The following is a 20,693-nucleotide window of genomic DNA, read 5'->3' on the forward strand; positions in this document are numbered from 1 at the left end:
ACCCGGTTAAATAAAATGAAATTTTTGCAGAATGAAAGTAAATTTTCATACAGGCTGAAATATTATCGTAGCAATTGTTACATTTTTTTCTATGCGCGTACATGAATTACACATCTTGATACAAGCTTTGTTGTTACATCTCCATCTTGACATTAGACGACCGGTCTAATATGATTCGGATCATGGATAAATATGGTCACCGCCCCACACATCAGGACACCCGCGAACGGATTCTCGCAACAGGTGAAGGACTGATTCTGGGCAGCGGTTTCAGCGCACTGGGGCTCAGTGAAATACTGGCTGCGGCAGCGGTTCCCAAAGGATCGTTCTACCACTACTTCCAGTCGAAGGAAGGTTTTGGCGTGGCGATGCTGGAGCGTTATTTTGCCGACTATCTGCAGCGCACGCATGTGTTGTTTTCCGACCCGCAACTGACCGTCAGGGAGCGGCTCTTAAGCTACTTCCGGCAGTGGCAGTTGCAGGCAGAAAACAGCGGTTGTCATAAATTATGCCTGGCAGTCAAACTAGCCGCTGAAGTGTCTGATCTGTCAGAGCCGATGCGTGAAGCCTTGTCTGTCGGAATGCGCAATATCATGTCGCAGATTGCAGATGCGATTCGTACCGGACAGGCAGACGGTAGCCTGAGCAATCAGGCCGATGCCCAGGATCTGGCCGAATCTTTGTATGGCCTCTGGGTTGGCGCTTCCCTGCTGACGAAGGTGAAGCTGGATTTGCGTCCTCTGGCGCTGGCTTACCGGCAGACAGAAACACTGCTGCAGGTCCACCGGCCAGCAGGGGCATAAACGACGCATGAAGTCACCCGTGCTGTCGGGTAGAACAAAAACAGCATATGCAGCACAGTGTCCAGAGTGTCAGGCGGCAATATGTAAACCAGTTATGAAGTGCAATGTGGGCTGAACGTCATGCCCATTTTTTTGAAACACAAACTAGACGACCGGTCTAATTTATTATTCTTCTTACCCACCCTGTTATTGGAAAAACCAAAGGAAAACCGATGCTGAATCATTTACTCTCCCCCGTCAAAGCAGGCAGTATTGCTCTGAATAACCGCGTTGTGATGGCGCCGCTGACGCGCTCCAGAGCCGGTCAGCCAGGCGATGTGCCACGCGCACTGAATGCCGAATATTATGCGCAGCGCGCCAGCGCCGGCCTGATCGTGACTGAAGCCAGCCAGATTTCCCGTCAGGGCCAGGGCTATGCCTGGACTCCCGGTATCTATACCGATGCTCAGCAGGCCGGATGGAAAAATGTGGTCGATGCGGTGCATGCGAAAGGCGGAAAAATCGCACTGCAACTCTGGCACGTAGGCCGGATTTCTCACAATCTGTTGCAGGAAAATGGTCAGGCACCGGTTTCAGCATCTGCGATTCAGGCGGCCAACAGCCAGTGCTTCGTGGTGCAGCCGGACGGTACACCAGCCAATGTCCAGACCGCCGAACCGCGTGCGCTGACATTAGAAGAAATGCCTGGCATCGTGGAGCAATACCGTCAGGCCAGCGTTCGTGCCAAGGACGCAGGTTTTGATCTGGTCGAAGTCCATGCCGCAAACGGCTACCTGCTGCAGCAATTCATGTCCACCAACAGCAACCTGCGTGCCGATGCCTATGGCGGCAGTCTGGAAAACCGTGCCCGTCTGACACTGGAAGCCGTGGATGCCGCGATTTCCGTCCTCGGTGCAGCACGCGTCGGTGTCAGGATTTCACCTAACTTCGTGGCGCATGGCATTGCCGATACCGAAGCGGAAGCGATGGCTTTATATCTGGCAAAAGCTTTTACCCAGCGCGGAATTGCTTATCTGCATATTGCAGAACCTGACTGGGCTGGCGGCGCCGAACTGACATCAGCCTTCCGTACCGAATTACGCGCAGCCTTTCCCGGCACACTGATCTGCTGCGGCGGCTACACGGCAACCGAGGCAGAATCCCTGATCGCCAGCGGACTGGCAGACGCGGTGGCATTTGGCCGCCCTTACATCGCCAATCCGGATCTGGTGGAACGCTTCGCCGCCGGTGCCGCATTGAACACCCCGGACCGCAGCACCTTCTACGGCGGGGAAGAAAAAGGCTACACCGACTATCCGTTCATGTAATACGCAGTTGCCGGAAATGCTGGTCTGAAACGTCTGCGTCCTGCACCGCATTCACGACCGGCTTTCCGGCGCTCTGATTCACGGCTGACCAGCCAGCCGGTGGGTCGTATGGCATGCTGGCAGCGGTGCCGGCTCCTCCTGCCCCAATGCCTGAATGATCGGGCACTGCATCTGCGCCGACGCCGATTCGCAGGCATGAATCAGATGCGACAACATGCTCTCCATATGATGCAAATCTGCCAGCTTGGAGCGCACCTGCGTTAATCGCTCCTGCGCCACATGCCGTATCGCCTTGCGGTCATCGCTGTCCTCCAGCAACAGCAGATTACCAATCTCTTCCAGCGAAAATCCCAGTTCCTGCGCCCGCTTGATAAAGCGTATCCGTTCGATCAATGCCACAGGATAAGTGCGGAAACCGCTGCTGACCTGCGGCACCGGCAATAACGCGCGACGCTGGTAGTAGCGTATAGTTTCAATGCCGACACCAGCCGCTTTCGCCAGCTGCCCGATCGTATATTGCCTGTTTTCAGCCATCATAAAAAATCCTTGACTCCGTTCCTGAGTACAGGGTCTATGATACAAAAAAAATTCCTGCCATCCTTCATTCCGGGAGATTTCCATGACACATGAACACACGGACAATTGCTGCTCTCCTGCACAACCCGCTGCGCCGTCCGGCAATAGCGAAAAAATCTATACCGATCCGGTCTGCGGCATGCAGGTTACCAAGAGTGCTGACAAAACCGCACGCTTTCAGGGAGTTCCCTATTATTTCTGCAGCCAGTCCTGCGTGACCAAATTCAATCTTGCGCCGGAAAATTATGTCCGCGCCAAACCGGTGATCGGTGCTGGAAGCATTGCCACCGCTGCTGCAAATCCGGCAGCCCCGGCCTCCATGAAGACCAAAGAAGTCAGCCGCCCGGCCTCGGTCCCGCCTGCGGCGGCCTCTTGCTGTGGCGGACATGCCGAAGGCAGTGCGATGTTGCACGATCCGGCAGGTCAGCATCTGGATCCGGTCTGCGGCATGACCGTCAACGAGATCACGCCTCACCAATTTGAACACAACGGCACCCGTTATTACTTCTGCTCCGCCCATTGCATCAAAAAATTCAGCGCCGATCCGGCGGCTTATCTGGAACCTGGCAAGCGCCCTGCTCCGCCGCCAACAGCCAAGGATGCCATCTACACCTGTCCGATGGATCCGGAAATCGAACAAATCGGCCCCGGCATCTGTCCAATCTGCGGCATGGCGCTGGAACCGAAAGAAGCATCGATGCATGAAGACAGCAGCGAATTCGACGACATGCTGCGACGCTTCAAAATCAGTATCGTGCTGAGTCTGCCGCTGCTGTTGATGACGATGGGCGATATGCTGCCCGGTGTGTCGTTTCACAACATGCTGGGTATGACAACGTTTAACTGGTTACAGTTTGTGCTGGCGACGCCGGTGGTGTTGTGGCTGGGGCGACCGTTTTTCGACCGCGCGCTGGCATCCTTTAAAAGCGGTAATCTGAATATGTTCAGTCTGATCGGGGTCGGCACGGCTGCCGCGTATCTGTTCAGCCTGATCGCATTGCTGATACCGGACAGCCTGCCCGATGCGTTCAAGATGCACGGCATGGCGCCGCTGTATTTTGAAGCGGCGGCAGTTATCATCAGCCTGGTGCTGCTGGGACAAGTGCTGGAATTACGCGCCCGCTCTCAAACCAATGCAGCGGTCAAGGCGCTATTGTCGCTGACGCCTGCAACAACGATACGTGTAGCGGCAGATGGCACCGAGCAGGAAGTCGCGCTGGCAAGTATACACACAGGCGACATCCTGCGGGTGAAACCGGGTGCGCATATCCCGGTCGATGGGGTGTTGCAGGATGGTAGCTCGTATGTCGATGAATCGATGATTACCGGCGAACCGGTACCGGTTGCCAAACAACAGGGCAACCAGCTCAGTGCCGGCACCATGAACCAGCAGGGCAGCTTTACCATGCGTGCTGAGCGGATCGGTAGCGACACGCTGTTGGCCAGAATCATCACGCTGGTGAATCAGGCCAGCCGTTCACGGGCACCAATTCAGAAACTGGCCGATAAAGTCTCGGGCTGGTTTGTACCTGCCGTGATCGGCATCGCTGTGCTCGCCTTTGCGGTATGGGCGCTGTGGGGACCCGCACCGGGACTGGCAAACGGCCTGATGGCAGCAGTATCCGTACTCATCATCGCCTGTCCCTGCGCGCTCGGACTGGCAACCCCGATTTCTGTCACCGTCGGAATTGGCCGCGGCGCCCATGAAGGTGTGCTGTTCAAGGATGCAGAAGCATTGGAACGTCTGGAAAAAATCGACACGCTGGTCATCGATAAAACCGGCACTCTGACCGAAGGCAAGCCATCGCTGCAGGAAATGATACCGGCCAGCGGTGAAGACCGCAGGGCATTACTCGGGCTGGCACTGGCGCTGGAACAACACAGTGAACATCCTCTGGCTCAGGCAATCGTGAGTTATGCACGCCAGCAGCAGGTCGTGGCGGCCAGCATCAGCAACTTCATCGCCGTCACCGGTAAGGGTGTCTCGGCACTGAGCCAGCAGGGAGAAATCCTGCTGCTCGGCAAACCCGGCTTCCTCAGTGAACAAGGCATTGCGCTGGCCGAATTCCAGTCTCAGATTAAAACCCTGCAACAGCGCGGTCATACTGTCATGCTGATAGCGGCCGGACGCAAGGCAGTTGCCTTGTTCAGCGTTGCCGACAGCATCAAGACCGGTACTCAGCAAGCCATACAGCAATTGCAGCAGCAAGGCATACGGGTTATCGTCATGACCGGCGACAATGCGCAGACCGCCCAGGCGGTCGCCAGCCAGCTGGGTGTGGACGAGGTGCATGCCGACGTCATGCCGGAAGATAAATTCCGCTTTGTGCAGCAATTACAGGAACAGGGTCATCAGGTGGCAATGGCTGGCGACGGCATCAACGATGCACCGGCGCTGGCACAGGCGAGTGTCGGTATCGCAATGGGAACCGGCACCGATGTCGCCATGAACAGTGCTCACGTGGTTCTGGTCAAGGGCGATTTACGCGGCATCGCCAAAGCCCGCAGCCTGAGCCAGAACACGATGAAAAATATCCGCCAGAATCTGTTTTTTGCATTTGTTTATAACTTCATCGGCGTACCCATCGCCGCTGGTATTCTGTTCCCCTGGTTCGGCATTTTGCTGAGTCCGATGATCGCCAGTGCCGCGATGAGTTTCAGCTCGGTGTCCGTCATCAGCAATGCACTGCGGCTGCGTCATACCAGACTGTAAATTCATCATCCCGGAAAATCGGAGCGGGAACGGAGAACAGAGAACAAGGCAGAAAGCGTGCAACGCGCTTTCTGCTCACCGAAAGTGGCGGAATGGCGGAATAAAAGATATATATCATTGTCATACGTCCAGTAGTCTTCTTCAGAATATCCGGGCATGTCACATGAATGTCATCTGACGCTGCTAGCATCACTGCACAACATTCGCCTACTCTGGGTGGCTGCCTGCGTTGTTAACGTGTCATGAACACGACAGACAAGCTTGGGAACAATATCTGCCACAGGTCGGGCGGCCAACCCACTTTCTCCACCTCATACTGATTTGCTGACTCCATGATGAAAAAAATTCCCCTGTCAGCGCTTTTACTCAGCGCTTTGTACGTCCACGGCAGCTATGCCCAGACTGCCACCACCACACCGATTGAACATGTGATTGTATTGGTGGGTGAGAACCGGACATTTGACAATCTGTACGGCGTGTATCAACCAAAAAAGAAGCAGACCATCTCTAACCTGTGGTCGAAAGGCATCGTCAAGGCCGATGGTTCGCCGGGACCGAACTATCATCTGGCAGCGCAGAAAACAGCAGAAAACATCACTGCCTATACTCCGACGCCAATGATCAAAGCCCCTTATGCCAACTTGCCCCAACCGTATGCTGCCGGGGCCTTCGGGCAGCGTCATGATGTACCGGATGCACGTTTTCCGGCTGACATGGCCAATGGACCCTTTCAGATTACCAAGCATGTCAGCTACGGTGCGCACACCGGCGATCCGGTACACCGTTTTTTCCAGATGTGGCAACAGATCAACGGCGGCAATAATGACCTGTTTGTCTGGGTTGCTGAAATGACGGGAGTTGGCCCAAGCAACGCCCCGATTCCTTTCGCCCCCGGTCGCACCTATCAGGGTGGCATTGCGATGGGCTTTTACAATATGTCGACCGGTGATGCACCGACCTTCAAAAAACTGGCCGACAACTACGCGATTGCCGACAACTATCACCAGCCTATCATGGGCGGCACCACCGTCAACTATCTGGCACTGGCAACGGGTGACGTGACTTTTTATACCGATCAGGGTAAGTCTGGGATTCCTCCAGCCAAGATGATCGAAAACCCTGATCCACAGCCGAATACCAATAACTGGTACACCGAAGACGGCTACCGTGGCGGCACATATATTCAGTGCGCCGATCTGTCACAACCGGGTGCTGCCGGTATCCATGCATTCCTGAAAAAATTGCCGTATCACGCCTTCAATCAAGGCAATTGCGCGCCGGATACCTACTACATGGTCAATAATATGGACCCGGCCTACTCGCCATTGGGCGAACCGCTGGCATTGGGTGCGGATAAATTTTTGCTGCCGCCACAAACCATTCCTCATATCGGCGATGCGTTGACTGCTGCCGGTGTTTCATGGAAGTGGTATAGCGGTGGCCGCAATGACGGTAAAAATGTGGACAAAGAGTATTGCGCCATGTGCGACACGCCGTCGTTCTTCACTTCAACCATGACCGGTCCGGATAAAGCCAAATTACAGGACCTGCACCAATTCTATGTCGATGTCAAAAAAGACGAGAAATCCTTCCCTGCAGTTTCCTACATCGCGCCTTACGACAGCCTGTCCGGTCATCCCGGTTATGCATCGGAATCCAGTTTTGACGAGCTGGCAGCCGACGTGATTGCCCGCGTCAAAGCGAATCCGGAACTGTGGAAAAAAACAGCGATCCTGATCACCTTCGATGAAGGCGGTGGTTATTACGATTCCGGTTATGTGCAGTTCATCGATTTCTTCGGTGACGGCACGCGCATCCCGCTGGTTGCAGTATCACCGTATGCGAAAAAAGGGCATGTCGATCATACTTATTACGATCACGCATCGATACTGAAATTCATCCAGCGCAACTGGAAACTGGCGCCATTATCCAAGCGCAGCCGGGATAATTTGCCAAATCCGGTGACCGATAAGAAGAATCCGTATGTACCACTGAACCGCCCTGCACTGGGCGACCTGATGGGTATGTTTGATTTCAAACAAAAACCCTGATTTCTGGAACATTACAAAACTTCAACCGGCAACTCAGGCATCCGCCCCTTCCATGAGACAGACGCACAGCGCTTGCTGTGCGTCTGTTTTTTTATGCGCCTCCAGCATTCTTCCCAGTTTTAAAAAACAGGGATTCATCCACTGCGTTTAACGCAAAAAAATATTTCGCCGTGATGACAGCATCAGTATTTTTGTTGCAGAAATGTAGCGAAAATTTCATCCGCTCTGGATTCACTTTCCTGTCACATTGTCTGATTAAACTTCGCGTCGTTGATGTCCGGACATTGCTGCTTTTTATTGCACTCAAAAGCAAATGATTTCCTCGCTTCAGATGAACGGTCAGATTTGCTGGTGCTTCTGATTCGTTCATAGACACACAACATATTCCAACAATTATTTATAAACCACACTCAGGAACTTACTCATGGCACTCCAATTCCGTCGTTCTCCACTTTACCTGATTTTGCTGCAGGCATTTGCCGCACCTGCTTTTGCAGAAGACGCGCCAGCAGAAGTTGTCAGCGTCGTTATCTTCGGCCAGGGTAATACACGTCAGGTACAAGACGTATCCAAAAAAGATCTGGCACTGGCATTGCCAGGCACCAGCCCACTGAAAACACTCGACAAACTGCCAGGCGTGAGCTTCCAGTCTGCTGATCCGTTCGGTGCTTATGAGTGGTCTACCCGCTTCAGCGCGCGCGGCTTCAACCAGAGCCAGATGGGCTTCACACTGGATAACGTACCGCTGGGCGACATGAGCTACGGTAACAACAACGGCCTGCATATCAGTCGTGCGATTTCCTCTGAAAATATTGGTCGCGTTACCTTGTCTCAGGGCGCAGGTGCCGTCGGCACAGCATCAACCAGCAATCTGGGCGGCACAGTACAGTTTTTCTCTTCCGCTCCGACCGACGAATTCGGCGTGACCGGCGCGCAGACTTTCGGCAGCAACAAGACCTATCGCACATTCGCGCGTGTGGATACCGGTTTGCTATCTTCCGGCACCAAAGCTTATCTGAGCGCGACCCGTCAGCGTGCAGAAAAATGGAAAGGCACAGGTTCCCAGAATCAGGACATGTTCAACTCGAAAGTAGTTCAGAAACTGGGCAACAGCAAACTGACTGCATTTTTTAACTACTCTGACCGTACTGAAATCGACTATCAGGATTTGTCGATTGAAATGGCAAATCGTCTCGGTTACGACTGGGATAACTACGCACCGGACTGGCAGCGTGCAGTGAATGCCGCCAAAGGCATTTACACTGGCAAAGTCAACAGCCTGGATGATGCTTACTATCAGGGTAGCGGCCTGCGTAAAGACAGTCTGCTCGGCGCGACACTGGACAACCGTTTTGGCGAAGACGTTTCTCTGAAAACGACAGCCTACCACCACAGCAATCAAGGTCAGGGTCACTGGTACACACCATACAGCAGCTCTTCCAATGGCTTGCCAATCGCGATTCGTACTACAGAATATTCGATCAGCCGTAACGGCGTGATTGCCGACCTGACAGCGGAACTCGGTCAGCACACATTCAATGCCGGTTTCTGGGCAGAAAGCAGCCTGCACACACTGACCCGGAATTTTTATGATGCCACGCCGCTGGATACAAATTATTTCCTGAGCAATCCAAACAAGACTGGCTTCAAGCAGAATTTCACGACAACCACGACTCAGTTCTACGCACAGAATACGATTTCCCTGCTGGCTGACAAGCTGAAACTGAATGTTGGCTTTAAATCCCCGAATGTCAAAATCAATGCCGTCACGATCGTCGGTACCCGTGCTGCCGGTGATCTGACTGCATCTAAAAACTTCCTGCCACAACTCGGCCTGAATTATGCACTGAGCAAATCGGACGAATTGTTCCTGAGCTTCTCGCAGAATATGCGTGCCTATCAGCCGGGTGTGAATGGTCCGTTCTCTCAGACACAAACTGCGTTTAGCCTGAGCTCTGCTTCCATCAAGCCGGAAACTTCCAAAACGGTAGATGCCGGTTATCGCTTCAAGACCGATAATCTGGTTGGCTCTGTTGCCGCTTATTTCACACGCTTTGATGACCGCCTGATGGCAGTTGCCACTTGTGCTGGTATCGTTGGCTGCCCAAGCACATTCGTCAACGTCGGCCAGGTGGAAACCAAGGGTATCGAGACAGCAGCAATGTGGACACTGGCAAAAGACTGGTCTCTGTTCAATTCTCTGACGTATAACGACTCCAAGTACAAGTCAAATTACATGGACGGTACGACGCTGGTCGCCATCTCTGGCAAGCAGGTCGTGGATTCGCCAAAGCTGATGTTCAAGACAGAGTTGTCGTATGAAACACCACAATGGTTTGGCCGCGTCGGTGCCAAATACACAGACAAGCGTTTCTACACTTACACCAATGACGCCAGTGTTCCGGCTTACTGGGTCATGAATCTGTCGACTGGATACAAGCAGAAAAATCTGGCGGGCATTAAAGATTTCTCTGTGCAGTTCAACGTAGAAAATCTGTTCAACAAACAGTATTTCAGCACAATCGGTTCCAACGGTTTCCAGACCTCTGATCCGACTGGGACGGCACAGACTCTGCTGACCGGTGCACCACGCCAGTTCTTCGTGACATTCAGCGGTAAAATCTGATGACTTTATCAGCCTGACTTCTCCGCGCCGCAAGATACGGAGAGTTGAGCAAAACACCTCTTATCTGATTCGTCGGATAAGAGGTGTTTTTTTATTTACCCAACATTCGTCGTTGCCACAACCCCACTGCATGAACAGGTAAAATACGCACTTTGCGCCGCACTGCGGCTGCTCCGCCATCTGAAATATCTTATGCGTCTTCCTTTTTACCTGTCACTGCCGCTTGCACTGTTCACCCTGCTCACCCAGGCTGCAGACCCGGCGCCGACTGGAAAAAAGAACCACCAGAAAAACACTGACCCTGCAACCATCACACTCTACGCTGCGGGAGATATTGCCGACTGCCATAAAAAAACTGCTGTCGACAGTATGGCCGCCCGCACCTCCGATCTGATCCTGAGCCATCTGAACAACGACCCCGATGCGCTGGTGCTCACTCTGGGGGACAATACTTATCCGGTCGGCCGGCCGGAAGAATTCAGCCGCTGCTATGAGCCGACCTGGGGTCGCTTTAAAAACAGAACTCTGCCAGCACCCGGCAACCACGAATACGGCATGCCGAAAGCATTGGGTTACTTTAATTATTTTGGCGACCTCGCCGGACCGGAACGACGCGGCTATTACGCGGTGCAGGCGGGGCACTGGAAAATCATTTCGCTCAACAGCAACCTGGATCCGCAAGCCATGCAAAAGCAGCTGGAATGGCTGCAGCAGGAACTGACGCAAAAGAAATCCCGTTGCACACTGGCTTTCTGGCATCACCCTGTATTCAGCTCCGGCGGTCATGGTCGCAATGAACGCATGCAGCCAGCCTGGAAAATACTGGCTAACGCGCAGGCCGATCTGGTGCTGGCTGCGCACGATCATGATTATGAACGCTTTGTACCGCTGGATGGCAACGGCGAACGCGATGATAAAAATGGCATGCGCAGTTTCGTCGTCGGCACCGGCGGCGCGCAACTGACTCCGATGTTCCTGCCGCGCCTGTCAACAGAAATCAGGGATAACTCGACCCACGGTGTCCTGAAGCTGCGCCTGCACGAACAATCCTACGAATGGGAGTTTCTGCCCGTTCCCGGCCAGCGCTTCACCGATAAAGGCAGCGGCAACTGCCACTGATCCGCGCCAGCCGCGCTGACATTGTCTACGCTGATGCTGCCTCACGCACCCAAACCAGGTATATCACTGAAGTGATAAACAGTATTCCTGAACGCATCGGTACGTAAAAATTTTTTTGCACTATACTGAATTACGGCTCAACGGTCTTGTCTGCCCCGGCGGATCAGGCTGCCCTTTCCCGCGTCCGCCAGACGCATTCCGGAGTCGTTATGCATATCGAAGAAACCCTGCGGCTGGATTTTAAGGATGTTCTGATCCGCCCGAAACGTTCCACGCTGACTTCCCGTTCCCAGGTTGATCTGGAGCGCGAATTCGTCTTTCATCACTCGCGCAAAACCTATCGCGGCATTCCCATCATTGCAGCCAATATGGACAGCACCGGCACCCTGGAAATGGCAGCGGTACTGGGAACGCATCAGCTGTCCGTGGCGCTGCACAAACATTATGACGAAGAAACGCTGGTGAGTTATTTCTCCGGGCTGAACAGAAAATCTTCGGCGTTTTACTCGATGGGCATCACGCAGGCCGATTTTGACAAATTCTGTGCAGTGATGGCGCGGGCGCAAAATGCCATCGAATATGTCTGCATTGATGTGGCCAATGGCTACACCGAAGGATTCATCCATTTCGTCAAAAAAGTACGTACTACCTACCCGCACCTGACCATCATGGCAGGCAATGTGGTGACCGGTGACATGACGGAAGAGCTGATTCTGGCTGGCGCCGATATAGTGAAAGTCGGCATCGGCCCCGGCTCGGTCTGCACAACCCGCAAAATGACCGGTGTCGGTTATCCGCAACTGTCCGCCATCATCGAATGCGCCGATGCCGCGCACGGACTGGGCGGTCAGATCTGCGCCGATGGCGGTTGTGTGGTGCCGGGCGACCTGGCCAAAGCGTTTGGCGGCGGTGCTGATTTCATCATGCTGGGCGGCATGCTGGCAGGACATGACGAATGCGCCGGTGATCTGATCGAGCGCGATGGTCGGCAATTCAAGCGTTTCTATGGCATGAGCAGCAAAGCGGCCATGGATAAATACGCCGGCGGCGTCGCCAACTACCGCGCCTCGGAAGGCAAGGAAGTGCTGATTCCCTATCGCGGTCCGGTGGCCGACAGCCTGCAGGACATTCTGGGTGGCGTGCGTTCCGCCTGCACTTATGTGGGCGCGCACAAGCTCAAGGAACTGACCAAACGCACTACATTCATCCGCGTCACGCAGCAGCTTAACGAGGTATTCGGCAAATCCTGAACTTGCTGCCTACCTGCTGTCTGTACCCGACTGAAGCGGTGGCAGCCACATCAACTGTCACCGTCCGCCCTCATTGTCTGATATTCCCATTACCCGGTCTTCCTGTCAGACACTGGCACATTTCCTGCTCTTTATTTTTCGACGGCACACGAAAACTCCCTGACTGCAGGGATTTCCGGTGTTGCGGCACAGCATTGCTATAGTATTCATTCCATGGCAGCATAGCCGCTTATTTTTTATACCATTTTTGGTAAAAAAATCCGGAATGCCGGGTGCGTACAAAAAGAATATCAGACATGTCCAGTCTGTGAAAATAACGCGGCATGACCGCTCTCTGTACCGTACCGGGGATATGCATGTTGTAACCAATTTATATGTGGAGAGATATGAATAAGGTAGTTCAGAACAGCAGCAAAATACATTTATTGCCGGCATGCAGCCTGCTGGCCGCCAGCCTGATACTGACGGCATGTTCCAAAACCCCGGCACCGGAAGAAAACAGCAGCACCCCGCCGTCCTCTGCTCCGCCTTCCCAGTCCAGCGCACAACCGACCGGTCTGGTGAAAAATCCGGTCAGCCACGACCATGTCGCAGATGTCACCAAATGGATGGATCAGGCTTCGACCAAGACCGCAGCACAAATTGCACAGGAAGAAAAACTACTGAAGGAGACCAGAGAGAAACAGGTGCAGGAAGCAAAACACGCTCAGGAAAACAAAACTGTCCAGGCTAAAAATACCGCAACGGCAAAAGAATCCCTTCCAGCAGCGTCTGTTCCGGCGCCAGTCACCACACCCACCATCGCACCCAAACCTGTAGAAACCGCACCGCCTGCGGCAACTACGGCTGCACCTGCAACGCCACCCACAACAGCACAAAACAAACCGGCAGAACCAGAACGCATCGTCTTAAAACTGATCAATAACATCCAGCCCAAATATCCTGCGACGGCTGTACGTGCCGGGGTGACAGAAGGCTCGGTCAGCGCGCTGATTCATGTAGAAACGGACGGCAAGGTGTCCAAAGTCGATATTATCAAAGCACGCCCGGCCAAGCATTTTGATAAAGAAGTCATCTCGACCGTCATGCAGTGGCGCTATGCACCGATTTCACGGCCGCAAACCACGGTGGTGGAATTTAATTTCAAGGTTGACTGATCGCGTCCGATCCTGCCAGCCGGTCGCAACGCATCTGTCGCGCGGCTGTCTGGCTTTGCATACAGGTCAAAAAAACACCGGCTGCTTTCGTGCCGGTGTTTTTTTGATCCTGCCGTGTTTGTTGCGGCATGGTGGTGCTGATGCAGAGTCAAGACTTATTTTTTCTCGTCCGTAATCAGTCCCAGCTCGGGACCGGACATCAGTTTTTCGATATCCAGCAAAATAATCATGCGCTGATCAATATCACCGAGGCCAATCAGATAATCGCTGGAGAAAACCGTGCCCAGTTCTGGCGGCGGCTTGATGGCAGAAGCCGGTAATGTCACCACGTCAGAAACGCTGTCAACAATCATGCCGATCACATGCCCTTTGATGTTGAGCACGATAACGACTGTCGATTCGTCAAAATTAGCGTTTCCTGTTGCAAAACGCAGGCGCATATCAATCACCGGCACGATCACACCGCGCAGGTTCATCACACCTTTCAGATATTCCGGTGCATTTGCAATCCGGGTCAGCGTCTCGAAATTCCGGATTTCCTGCGTCTGTAAAATATGGATACCATATTCTTCCTTTCCCAGACGAAATGCCAGAAACTCCTGCTCAATCTGGCTGACTACATTCTGTTCATGATCAGCGACTGGGCTGGCAAAGTCTGATGTGCTCATTGAATATCCTCTCATATACCGCTGACGGCGGTAAAAAAGCATGGGCGATGTATGCCTTTTCACTGTACTTCCCGCTTGCCTGAAACTCAAGCCCGGGGTTACGGCAAATAGACGGAATTTGTTAAATATTGTCTAAAAGAAACTTTTTTTAAAGAAATTTTTAGCTCTTTGTTATTACTGGCCGACACTCTTCATACCAGCCAGCTGGCGCAATACCTGCGCCACGGCCATCAGACCAAATGATGCCGTCACCACGACGGATGAACCAAACCCGGCGCAATTGAGCCCGGTCACACCGCCGTTGCGCGATACATCGACCTGGCTGACGCCGTCATCCGACGCGAGTTCTGCTGTATTCACGGCGCAGCTCTCAGCTGTTTCCGGCATAGTCAGTACTTCCATTGAAAACACCGCGTCAATCCCGAATTTAGTCTTGGTGCCGCGCGGGAATCCGTGATTCTGGCGCAAGCGTTTGCGCACCAGCGCCAGCAGAGGCTCCTGCTCGGTACGCGACAAATCGCGGATCATGATTTTGGATGGATCGGTCTGCCCACCCGCGGCACCGATGGTGATCAGGTGAATACCTTTTTCGCGGCAATAAGCAATCAGCGCCGTTTTCGCTTTCACATTGTCAATCGCATCAATCACGTAATCGAACCGGTCTTCGCCTAACATCTGGGCGACGTTTTCCGGTCCGATAAAATCTTCCACCTGATGCACTATGCAACCAGGGTTAATCAGTGCGATCCGTTCCGCCAGCGCGGTGATCTTGGCTTTACCCAGCGTGTCGCTGGTTGCCTGAATCTGACGGTTAATATTCGATTCAGCCACATTATCCAGATCAATCATGGTGAGCTGCCCGATGGCGCTGCGCGCCAGCGCTTCGACCACCCAGGAGCCGACGCCGCCGACGCCAATGACGCAGACATGCGCATCCTGAAAACGTTGCAGCGCCTGTGCGCCATACAACCGCGCGATGCCGCCAAAACGGCGGTCAAAATCAATATCCGTATCTTGTTGCATAATGATAGAAAATGGAAAGGCAGGCGCCATTTTACAAGACCCTGATTGATGTGTCGCAAGCATCGCCGTCCTGCGTCATGCATAATATGGAACACTCACTCCAAAAGGAGCCAGTATGAACAGTTTATTTGACAGCGCCCCTGGTTTTGACCAGCCGCTCGCGGTACTGAAGCACTGCCATGACCGTATTCGTAAGCAATTAGCCACGCTGGACAAATTGGTCAGCCACCTCAGTGACGTCGGCATTGACGAAAACGCCCAGCAGGCCGCTAAAGCCGTACTGCGTTACTTTAACAAGGCAGCCCCCTTGCACCATGAGGATGAGGAAATTGATCTGCTGCCCGAATTACAGGTAACCGCGCAGGGTGAAGATGCCAGTCTGCTGGCGACATTGGTGGATAAAATTCTGGCGCAGCACCAGCAGATGGCAACGCAGTGGAAAACACTGGAAAAGCAGTTGCTCGCGATCGAAGATGGCAGCGGCACCGATCTCTCTGCATCAGATGTGGAAGATTTTTCTGCGCTTTATGCAGAACACATGCAGATTGAGGAAGGCCAGATCGCCCCGATGGCACAACGCCTGTTTAACGCCACACAGATACAGAAACTCGGCGCTGCCATGCAGGCACGCCGGGGTATCAACTCCTAGTATTATTAAGAAGGATATTCATGTCTATCGCCGATCTCCGCAAAGATTATCAGCAAGCCAGTCTGGATGAAACCGAGGTCGCCGCCGACCCTGTCGAGCAGTTTGGCAAATGGTTTCAACAGGCACTGCAGGCCGATGTTGCCGAAGCCAATGCCATGAGCCTGTCTACCGTCAATGCTGCCGGGCGGCCATCTTCCCGGATTGTCCTGATCAAGGATTTCGATCAGCGCGGTTTTTGCTGGTTCACCAATTACGACAGTGCCAAAGGTCATGATCTGGCGCAGAACCCATTTGGCGCCTTGCTGTTTTTCTGGACTGCGCTGGAGCGCCAGGTGAGGATTGAGGGACGCATCGAAAAAATCAGCGCCGGAGAAAGCGATCAGTATTTCCACAGCCGTCCACTGGGCAGCCGTCAGGGAGCACATGCTTCGCATCAAAGTCAGCCCATCGCCAGCCGCGCCATCCTGGAGCAGCAACTGGCACAGGCAGTGGCACAATTCGGCGATCAGCCACCACGTCCGGCGCACTGGGGCGGCTATCGGCTGGTCCCTGAACGGCTGGAATTCTGGCAGGGCCGCAGCTCTCGTCTGCATGACCGTATTGTGTATCTGAAGACAGCCGCAGGCTGGCAGATTCAGCGTCTGCAACCCTGATTTTCCTGCTGGCTGCAAGCCGGTCAGTCGTCCAATATCCTGCAGACGCAGTCACTGCGCCTGACCACGGCGGTACAACCTGTGGCGCGGCGCTCACGCCGGAATACGGCGTCATCAAAGCATCATACTTGCGTGTTAGTCTGGGAAATTCATCTTATTTCCCGTACTTTCCTCGCCATGGTCAGAAAAAAAATCCTGTTGCTGAGCGTCTCAGCCGGTGCCGGACATAAGCGTGCAGCCGAAGCGCTGCATGCGGCCGCGCTGCTGCATGACGCCGCACTTGATGTCTGCCATCTGGATGTGATGCAATTCGTGACGGCAGGTTTTCGTAAAATCTATACTGACTGGTATATCCGGCTGGTGAACAAGGCGCCGTCCTTGTGGGCTTATCTATATCAGATCAGCAATGAAGCGCAGGCCGATGGGAAAATGGAACGGCTGCGCCGCAGCATTGAGCATCTGAATGCGCGTCCTTTATTGAAAGAAATCGCGGCCTTTGCGCCTGATGTGATTATCTGCACACATTTTTTACCGGCAGAAATTCTGTCCAGATTGCTGCTGAAGAAAAAACTACATTGCCCGGTCTGGGTGCAGGTAACCGATTTTGACCTGCACCGCATGTGGGTGCATGAACGTATGGCCGGTTATTTTGCACCAAACGAAGAAATTGCTGATCGTATGCGGCAGCAAGGCATCCTCCCTTTGAATATCCACATCACCGGTATTCCGGTCATGCCGGCCTTTGGCGAACCTGCTAATCGCTTTGCCTGCGCCAGAGGATACGGGTTGCGCCCGGAGCAGGCGACGGTACTGCTGATGGGCGGCGGCTCCGGCATCGGCGGGCTGGAGCAGCTGGCAGAACGCCTGCTACAGCTCGATGAGGCGTTTCAGTTGATCGTCCTGACCGGCAGCAATACCCGTGCGCTGGACGCCTTGCGTGAACTGGCCGAACGTATCCCCGGACGACTGCTGCCGCTGGGCTATACCGATCAGGTGCAACGCCTGATGGCCTGTGCTGATCTGGTCATTACCAAGCCCGGTGGACTGACCACCGCAGAATGCCTCGCGATGGGGCTGCCAATGATCGTGAATTCCCCCATCCGCGGGCAGGAAGAAAGAAATGCCGAATTCCTCATGGAGCAAGGTGTCGCGCTGAAGGCCTATGATGATATGAGTCTGCTGTACCGGGTGCGTTACCTGTTGCAGCATCCTCAGCAACTGCAGCAGATGCGCGCCCGCGCCCGCGCACTGGGCAAGCCGCATGCAGCGGCACAAGCAATCCAGCGGGTGCTGCAAACACCACCACCCGCGCCTGTCCGGGCTTTTCACTGACTGTCATGTCCAATAACGTCAAATCCGTTTACATGACGCTGGCCTGGGTCTGCCTGCTGGCCATTCTGTTTGCGCAGGTCGAAATCCAGATTGAGGGCCCTGCGGGCTGGGGCAGTAATCTGCCGACCTGGCGCATTGAAAAACACTGGCTGCTCGACATCTTCTGGGGAGGCCGCGCGATGACCGGTTACCATGCCTGGGTGTTTCCGTTTATTGCCTTGTTTTTTCATTTTCCGCTGGTGCTGCTGCAAACCTGGAGTCTGCGCCTGCAAGCCAGGATCATCGCCTGCCTGATCGTGTTCTGGATCGTCGAAGATAGCATGTGGTTTGTGATGAACCCGGCCTACGGCATCAGCCGGCTGCAACCGGCGCTGGTACCCTGGCATCACCACTGGCTGGCTGGCGTGCCGGTCGATTACTGGCTGGGCAGCATCGCCGCCTTGTGGCTGCTGCGCTACTCCCTGCCACCGGCTGGCAGCAGGGAAAACAACTGATCCCTTCCCATCGGCCTGGGCAGCTTATTGGGTACTGAGCGGTGCCGCAGCGTACCCGGCTTTCGGATCGTCGGTCGCCACCGCGCCCGACGTTGCCGGGGTCGTCGTCATGTTTTGTTTTTCCGGAATCTTGAATCCGGCATACGTACCTGCGCTCATGCCGAGCAAGGCCAGAATATTGCTATCGAGTTCCGGCATACGGACATGCTGCACCACGTAAATCACAAACAGCAGTCCGAATAAGATGTTCAGGACCAGCATCTGAAAACGGTACAGCGCCAGCCCCTGCGCATCACTCAGAATATCGCGCCAAAAACCTGCGCTTTCCGTTTCCAGCAAAGGCTTGCTGGCATCGACACCGGTTGCCGTCAGATAAGTCGCGCTGCCTATTCCCATCAAACCCAGCGCCTGGGCAGACAATGCCGGAGTGCCCTCTCCGACAATCCACAGCCACAGATAAGCAGCAAACACGATGAAAAACCACCACGCCATCTGCACCCGGGCCAGACTGAAAGTGCGTCGCTGTACACTCAGGTGCGTCAGGTCGCGCAACAACCCGGAATCACGTCCCAGTCGCAGCAGCACAAAACCAACCAGACCAATACAGCCACAGCCCAGCAACATTTGCAAAGGATGCAATACCTGCAGGCGAAACATGCCGCTCTCCAGTTCTTGCGGACTGCCATTCAGATTCAGGCTGAGGTGATAGCTGACGGTGCGCTGAAAGCCCGTTTTTGCATCACGCCACGGCGAGCCGAGCAATACTTCACGCAAATCCGCCTGGCTATCGCTATCGAGTGCCGGTAACCTGTATCCAAGCGCATCCTGCGGCGTCCCCGGATGACAATCAAACGGCTTATACGGAGTCAGCACACCCTGTATCCGCAACTCCACCACGCCCGCCTGTACTGCGGCAATCCGCTGACACAAGCCCGGTGCGGAAATAGTGAAAGGCTGATTGAATTGCAGCTCCGTCAGCGGCAACTGCAGATTATCTGACATGGCGGCCTGAACCGGCAGGGCACCGACAATCCCGCACAACAACAAACCGGGACCCAGACCACGCAGACGGCTCCATATCCTGCTCAACATCATAGCGAACATCGAGATCTCCTCAAACCGGTAATAAAAACAGAGTGCGTTCAGCAGCACGGCGTTTGATCAGGCCGGAAAAAGGCTGGCCACCCGCCATGATCCAGCGGCCGAATTCATCGGCTGCCCCCTGGCGATCATTCATATTCAGTTTTTTGAGCAAGGTAGAGTTACGCAAATTGCCGATGCCGAGATTAAAGACAAAGCTGGTCAGCGCACCGAATTCATTGTCATTCAGAGAGACCGCGACGACCGACAGCACATCGCGCCCCGCATTCATCAGATCGGCGTGCAGCAGCGTTAATGCCTGATCCAGCGAAATCCCGCCCGGATACAAAGCTCTGACCTGCTGCTGACTGGCATCACCACGCAGAAAGCGCCCCTGATACGTAATCGCGTGCCCCCAGCCTATCGTCCAGATACCAACCGGATCAAGATACGGTTCGATCGCACTGGTTGCCGGATCGCCGTCCGGGATACCCTCATACTGTCTGACCAGATCAATGGTCGCCGCATTCACATCGCGCAATGCCATCTGCCGTTCTCCCGTCGAAATATTCCTGAACGCTCAGACAAATGGAGCATCAGGCAAACCGGAAGATCATAGCAAATAAATAATTTCAAAACAGATCATTAAATGATTTTATTTGCAAATACCTGACGCGCCTTGGCAACTTTGGGTGCTACGACAAACGTGCAATACCCTTGTTGCGGATGCTGCCGGTAGTAATTCTGATGATAAGCCTCCGCCCGGTAAAACACAGGCACCGGACTAAGCTCCGTGACCAGCGGCGCATCCCACACCGCCGCCATTGCAGCAATCACCTGCTGTGCGGTCTCTCGCTGCGCCTCGTCGTGGAAGTAAATCACGGAACGATATTGCGTTCCAACATCATTCCCCTGCCGATTCAGCGTGGTCGGATCGTGAATCGTGAAAAAAATTTCCAACAACTCGCGGTAACTGATGAGCACCGGATCAAAGCTCAGGCGCACGACCTCCGCATGCCCGGTCGTGCCGCTGCACACCTGCTCATAAGTCGGCTGCAACACCATCCCGCCCGCATAACCCGATTCCACCGCCAGCACACCACGTATCTGCTGATAAACCGCTTCCAGGCACCAAAAACATCCCCCACCTACCGTAGCCATTTCTGTCATTTTTTTCTCCTGATTGCTTATT

The 20,693-nt window shown here is 54.1% G+C and carries 19 protein-coding genes; 12 read left to right on the forward strand and 7 right to left on the reverse strand.

Annotated elements, in window-relative coordinates:
- The first annotated feature begins 182 nt into the window (after positions 1 to 182).
- Together HV832_RS05970 and HV832_RS05975 are read left to right on the forward strand one after the other, a co-directional pair.
- Positions 183 to 803 (forward strand): TetR/AcrR family transcriptional regulator, encoded by a 621-nt coding sequence (locus HV832_RS05970; RefSeq protein WP_176802647.1) that lies wholly within the window; start codon positions 183 to 185, stop codon positions 801 to 803.
- A 212-nt stretch (positions 804 to 1,015) separates the two neighbouring features.
- Positions 1,016 to 2,110: an alkene reductase gene (locus tag HV832_RS05975; RefSeq protein WP_176802648.1), complete on the forward strand. Its 1,095-nt coding sequence runs from the start codon at positions 1,016 to 1,018 to the stop codon at positions 2,108 to 2,110.
- A gap of 78 nt (positions 2,111 to 2,188) precedes the next feature.
- On the opposite strand, the gene HV832_RS05980 is transcribed toward HV832_RS05975, so the two are convergent.
- Positions 2,189 to 2,647, reverse strand: coding sequence for a MerR family transcriptional regulator (locus tag HV832_RS05980; RefSeq protein ID WP_176802649.1), 459 nt, complete (start codon positions 2,645 to 2,647; stop codon positions 2,189 to 2,191).
- A gap of 82 nt (positions 2,648 to 2,729) precedes the next feature.
- On the opposite strand from HV832_RS05980, the gene HV832_RS05985 reads away from it, so the two are divergent.
- Together HV832_RS05985 and HV832_RS05990 are read left to right on the forward strand one after the other, a co-directional pair.
- Positions 2,730 to 5,399, forward strand: a complete 2,670-nt coding sequence (locus tag HV832_RS05985; protein WP_176802650.1) for a heavy metal translocating P-type ATPase — start codon at positions 2,730 to 2,732, stop codon at positions 5,397 to 5,399.
- A 332-nt stretch (positions 5,400 to 5,731) separates the two neighbouring features.
- On the forward strand, positions 5,732 to 7,450 hold the full coding sequence (locus tag HV832_RS05990) for an alkaline phosphatase family protein (protein WP_223827209.1): 1,719 nt from the start codon (positions 5,732 to 5,734) through the stop codon (positions 7,448 to 7,450).
- Positions 7,451 to 7,541: 91 nt separating this feature from the next.
- On the opposite strand, the gene HV832_RS05995 is transcribed toward HV832_RS05990, so the two are convergent.
- The gene (locus tag HV832_RS05995) at positions 7,542 to 7,820 is read right to left on the reverse strand and encodes a hypothetical protein (RefSeq protein ID WP_176802651.1); all 279 of its coding nucleotides are present in this window, start codon (positions 7,818 to 7,820) and stop codon (positions 7,542 to 7,544) included.
- Positions 7,821 to 7,874: 54 nt separating this feature from the next.
- Between HV832_RS05995 and HV832_RS06000 the strand changes: the two genes are divergently transcribed.
- The 4 genes from HV832_RS06000 to HV832_RS06015 all read left to right on the forward strand — a co-directional run bounded on the left by HV832_RS06000 (position 7,875) and on the right by HV832_RS06015 (position 13,602).
- On the forward strand, positions 7,875 to 10,076 hold the full coding sequence (locus tag HV832_RS06000) for a TonB-dependent receptor family protein (RefSeq protein WP_176802652.1): 2,202 nt from the start codon (positions 7,875 to 7,877) through the stop codon (positions 10,074 to 10,076).
- Between the two features lie 192 nt (positions 10,077 to 10,268).
- Positions 10,269 to 11,195 (forward strand): metallophosphoesterase family protein, encoded by a 927-nt coding sequence (locus HV832_RS06005; RefSeq protein WP_176802653.1) that lies wholly within the window; start codon positions 10,269 to 10,271, stop codon positions 11,193 to 11,195.
- 209 nt (positions 11,196 to 11,404) lie between these two features.
- On the forward strand, positions 11,405 to 12,445 hold the full coding sequence (locus tag HV832_RS06010; RefSeq protein WP_176802654.1) for a GMP reductase: 1,041 nt from the start codon (positions 11,405 to 11,407) through the stop codon (positions 12,443 to 12,445).
- A gap of 386 nt (positions 12,446 to 12,831) precedes the next feature.
- Positions 12,832 to 13,602, forward strand: a complete 771-nt coding sequence (locus HV832_RS06015) for an energy transducer TonB (RefSeq protein WP_176802655.1) — start codon at positions 12,832 to 12,834, stop codon at positions 13,600 to 13,602.
- 155 nt (positions 13,603 to 13,757) lie between these two features.
- On the opposite strand, the gene HV832_RS06020 is transcribed toward HV832_RS06015, so the two are convergent.
- Together HV832_RS06020 and HV832_RS06025 are read right to left on the reverse strand one after the other, a co-directional pair.
- Positions 13,758 to 14,270: a chemotaxis protein CheW gene (locus HV832_RS06020; RefSeq protein ID WP_176802656.1), complete on the reverse strand. Its 513-nt coding sequence runs from the start codon at positions 14,268 to 14,270 to the stop codon at positions 13,758 to 13,760.
- A 174-nt stretch (positions 14,271 to 14,444) separates the two neighbouring features.
- Complete coding sequence (locus HV832_RS06025) at positions 14,445 to 15,293, reverse strand: tRNA threonylcarbamoyladenosine dehydratase (RefSeq protein ID WP_176802657.1); 849 nt, start codon at positions 15,291 to 15,293, stop codon at positions 14,445 to 14,447.
- Positions 15,294 to 15,408: 115 nt separating this feature from the next.
- Here HV832_RS06025 and HV832_RS06030 point away from each other — a divergent pair, with 115 nt between their 5' ends.
- The 4 genes from HV832_RS06030 to HV832_RS06045 all read left to right on the forward strand — a co-directional run bounded on the left by HV832_RS06030 (position 15,409) and on the right by HV832_RS06045 (position 18,421).
- The gene (locus HV832_RS06030; protein ID WP_176802658.1) at positions 15,409 to 15,942 is read left to right on the forward strand and encodes a hemerythrin domain-containing protein; all 534 of its coding nucleotides are present in this window, start codon (positions 15,409 to 15,411) and stop codon (positions 15,940 to 15,942) included.
- A 20-nt stretch (positions 15,943 to 15,962) separates the two neighbouring features.
- On the forward strand, positions 15,963 to 16,595 hold the full coding sequence (pdxH, locus tag HV832_RS06035) for a pyridoxamine 5'-phosphate oxidase (protein ID WP_176802659.1): 633 nt from the start codon (positions 15,963 to 15,965) through the stop codon (positions 16,593 to 16,595).
- Between the two features lie 177 nt (positions 16,596 to 16,772).
- Positions 16,773 to 17,927 carry an MGDG synthase family glycosyltransferase gene (locus HV832_RS06040; RefSeq protein WP_176802913.1) on the forward strand — a complete coding sequence of 385 codons (1,155 nt, stop codon included), beginning with the start codon at positions 16,773 to 16,775 and terminating at the stop codon, positions 17,925 to 17,927.
- 5 nt (positions 17,928 to 17,932) lie between these two features.
- Complete coding sequence (locus HV832_RS06045; RefSeq protein WP_176802660.1) at positions 17,933 to 18,421, forward strand: hypothetical protein; 489 nt, start codon at positions 17,933 to 17,935, stop codon at positions 18,419 to 18,421.
- A 24-nt stretch (positions 18,422 to 18,445) separates the two neighbouring features.
- On the opposite strand, the gene HV832_RS06050 is transcribed toward HV832_RS06045, so the two are convergent.
- The 3 genes from HV832_RS06050 to msrA form a co-directional block, all read right to left on the reverse strand.
- Positions 18,446 to 19,525, reverse strand: coding sequence for a hypothetical protein (locus HV832_RS06050; protein WP_176802661.1), 1,080 nt, complete (start codon positions 19,523 to 19,525; stop codon positions 18,446 to 18,448).
- 10 nt (positions 19,526 to 19,535) lie between these two features.
- Positions 19,536 to 20,048, reverse strand: coding sequence for a lysozyme (locus HV832_RS06055; RefSeq protein WP_176802662.1), 513 nt, complete (start codon positions 20,046 to 20,048; stop codon positions 19,536 to 19,538).
- Positions 20,049 to 20,146: 98 nt separating this feature from the next.
- Positions 20,147 to 20,671 (reverse strand): peptide-methionine (S)-S-oxide reductase MsrA, encoded by a 525-nt coding sequence (gene msrA / locus HV832_RS06060; protein ID WP_176802663.1) that lies wholly within the window; start codon positions 20,669 to 20,671, stop codon positions 20,147 to 20,149.
- Between the last annotated feature and the right edge of the window lie 22 nt (positions 20,672 to 20,693).

The organism is Cognatundibacterium oligocarboniphilum (assembly GCF_013377855.1).
GTDB classification, from domain to species: domain Bacteria; phylum Pseudomonadota; class Gammaproteobacteria; order Burkholderiales; family Burkholderiaceae_D; genus Undibacterium; species Undibacterium oligocarboniphilum.

Coding starts and splice junctions, on each gene's coding strand:
- HV832_RS05970 (WP_176802647.1), top strand. CDS start 183: ATGGATAAATATGGTCACCGCCCCACACATCAGGACACCCGCGAACGG.
- HV832_RS05975 (WP_176802648.1), top strand. CDS start 1,016: ATGCTGAATCATTTACTCTCCCCCGTCAAAGCAGGCAGTATTGCTCTG.
- HV832_RS05980 (WP_176802649.1), bottom strand. CDS start 2,647: ATGATGGCTGAAAACAGGCAATATACGATCGGGCAGCTGGCGAAAGCG.
- HV832_RS05985 (WP_176802650.1), top strand. CDS start 2,730: ATGACACATGAACACACGGACAATTGCTGCTCTCCTGCACAACCCGCT.
- HV832_RS05990 (WP_223827209.1), top strand. CDS start 5,732: ATGATGAAAAAAATTCCCCTGTCAGCGCTTTTACTCAGCGCTTTGTAC.
- HV832_RS05995 (WP_176802651.1), bottom strand. CDS start 7,820: ATGAACGAATCAGAAGCACCAGCAAATCTGACCGTTCATCTGAAGCGA.
- HV832_RS06000 (WP_176802652.1), top strand. CDS start 7,875: ATGGCACTCCAATTCCGTCGTTCTCCACTTTACCTGATTTTGCTGCAG.
- HV832_RS06005 (WP_176802653.1), top strand. CDS start 10,269: ATGCGTCTTCCTTTTTACCTGTCACTGCCGCTTGCACTGTTCACCCTG.
- HV832_RS06010 (WP_176802654.1), top strand. CDS start 11,405: ATGCATATCGAAGAAACCCTGCGGCTGGATTTTAAGGATGTTCTGATC.
- HV832_RS06015 (WP_176802655.1), top strand. CDS start 12,832: ATGAATAAGGTAGTTCAGAACAGCAGCAAAATACATTTATTGCCGGCA.
- HV832_RS06020 (WP_176802656.1), bottom strand. CDS start 14,270: ATGAGCACATCAGACTTTGCCAGCCCAGTCGCTGATCATGAACAGAAT.
- HV832_RS06025 (WP_176802657.1), bottom strand. CDS start 15,293: ATGCAACAAGATACGGATATTGATTTTGACCGCCGTTTTGGCGGCATC.
- HV832_RS06030 (WP_176802658.1), top strand. CDS start 15,409: ATGAACAGTTTATTTGACAGCGCCCCTGGTTTTGACCAGCCGCTCGCG.
- pdxH (WP_176802659.1), top strand. CDS start 15,963: ATGTCTATCGCCGATCTCCGCAAAGATTATCAGCAAGCCAGTCTGGAT.
- HV832_RS06040 (WP_176802913.1), top strand. CDS start 16,773: ATGGTCAGAAAAAAAATCCTGTTGCTGAGCGTCTCAGCCGGTGCCGGA.
- HV832_RS06045 (WP_176802660.1), top strand. CDS start 17,933: ATGTCCAATAACGTCAAATCCGTTTACATGACGCTGGCCTGGGTCTGC.
- HV832_RS06050 (WP_176802661.1), bottom strand. CDS start 19,525: ATGTTCGCTATGATGTTGAGCAGGATATGGAGCCGTCTGCGTGGTCTG.
- HV832_RS06055 (WP_176802662.1), bottom strand. CDS start 20,048: ATGGCATTGCGCGATGTGAATGCGGCGACCATTGATCTGGTCAGACAG.
- msrA (WP_176802663.1), bottom strand. CDS start 20,671: ATGACAGAAATGGCTACGGTAGGTGGGGGATGTTTTTGGTGCCTGGAA.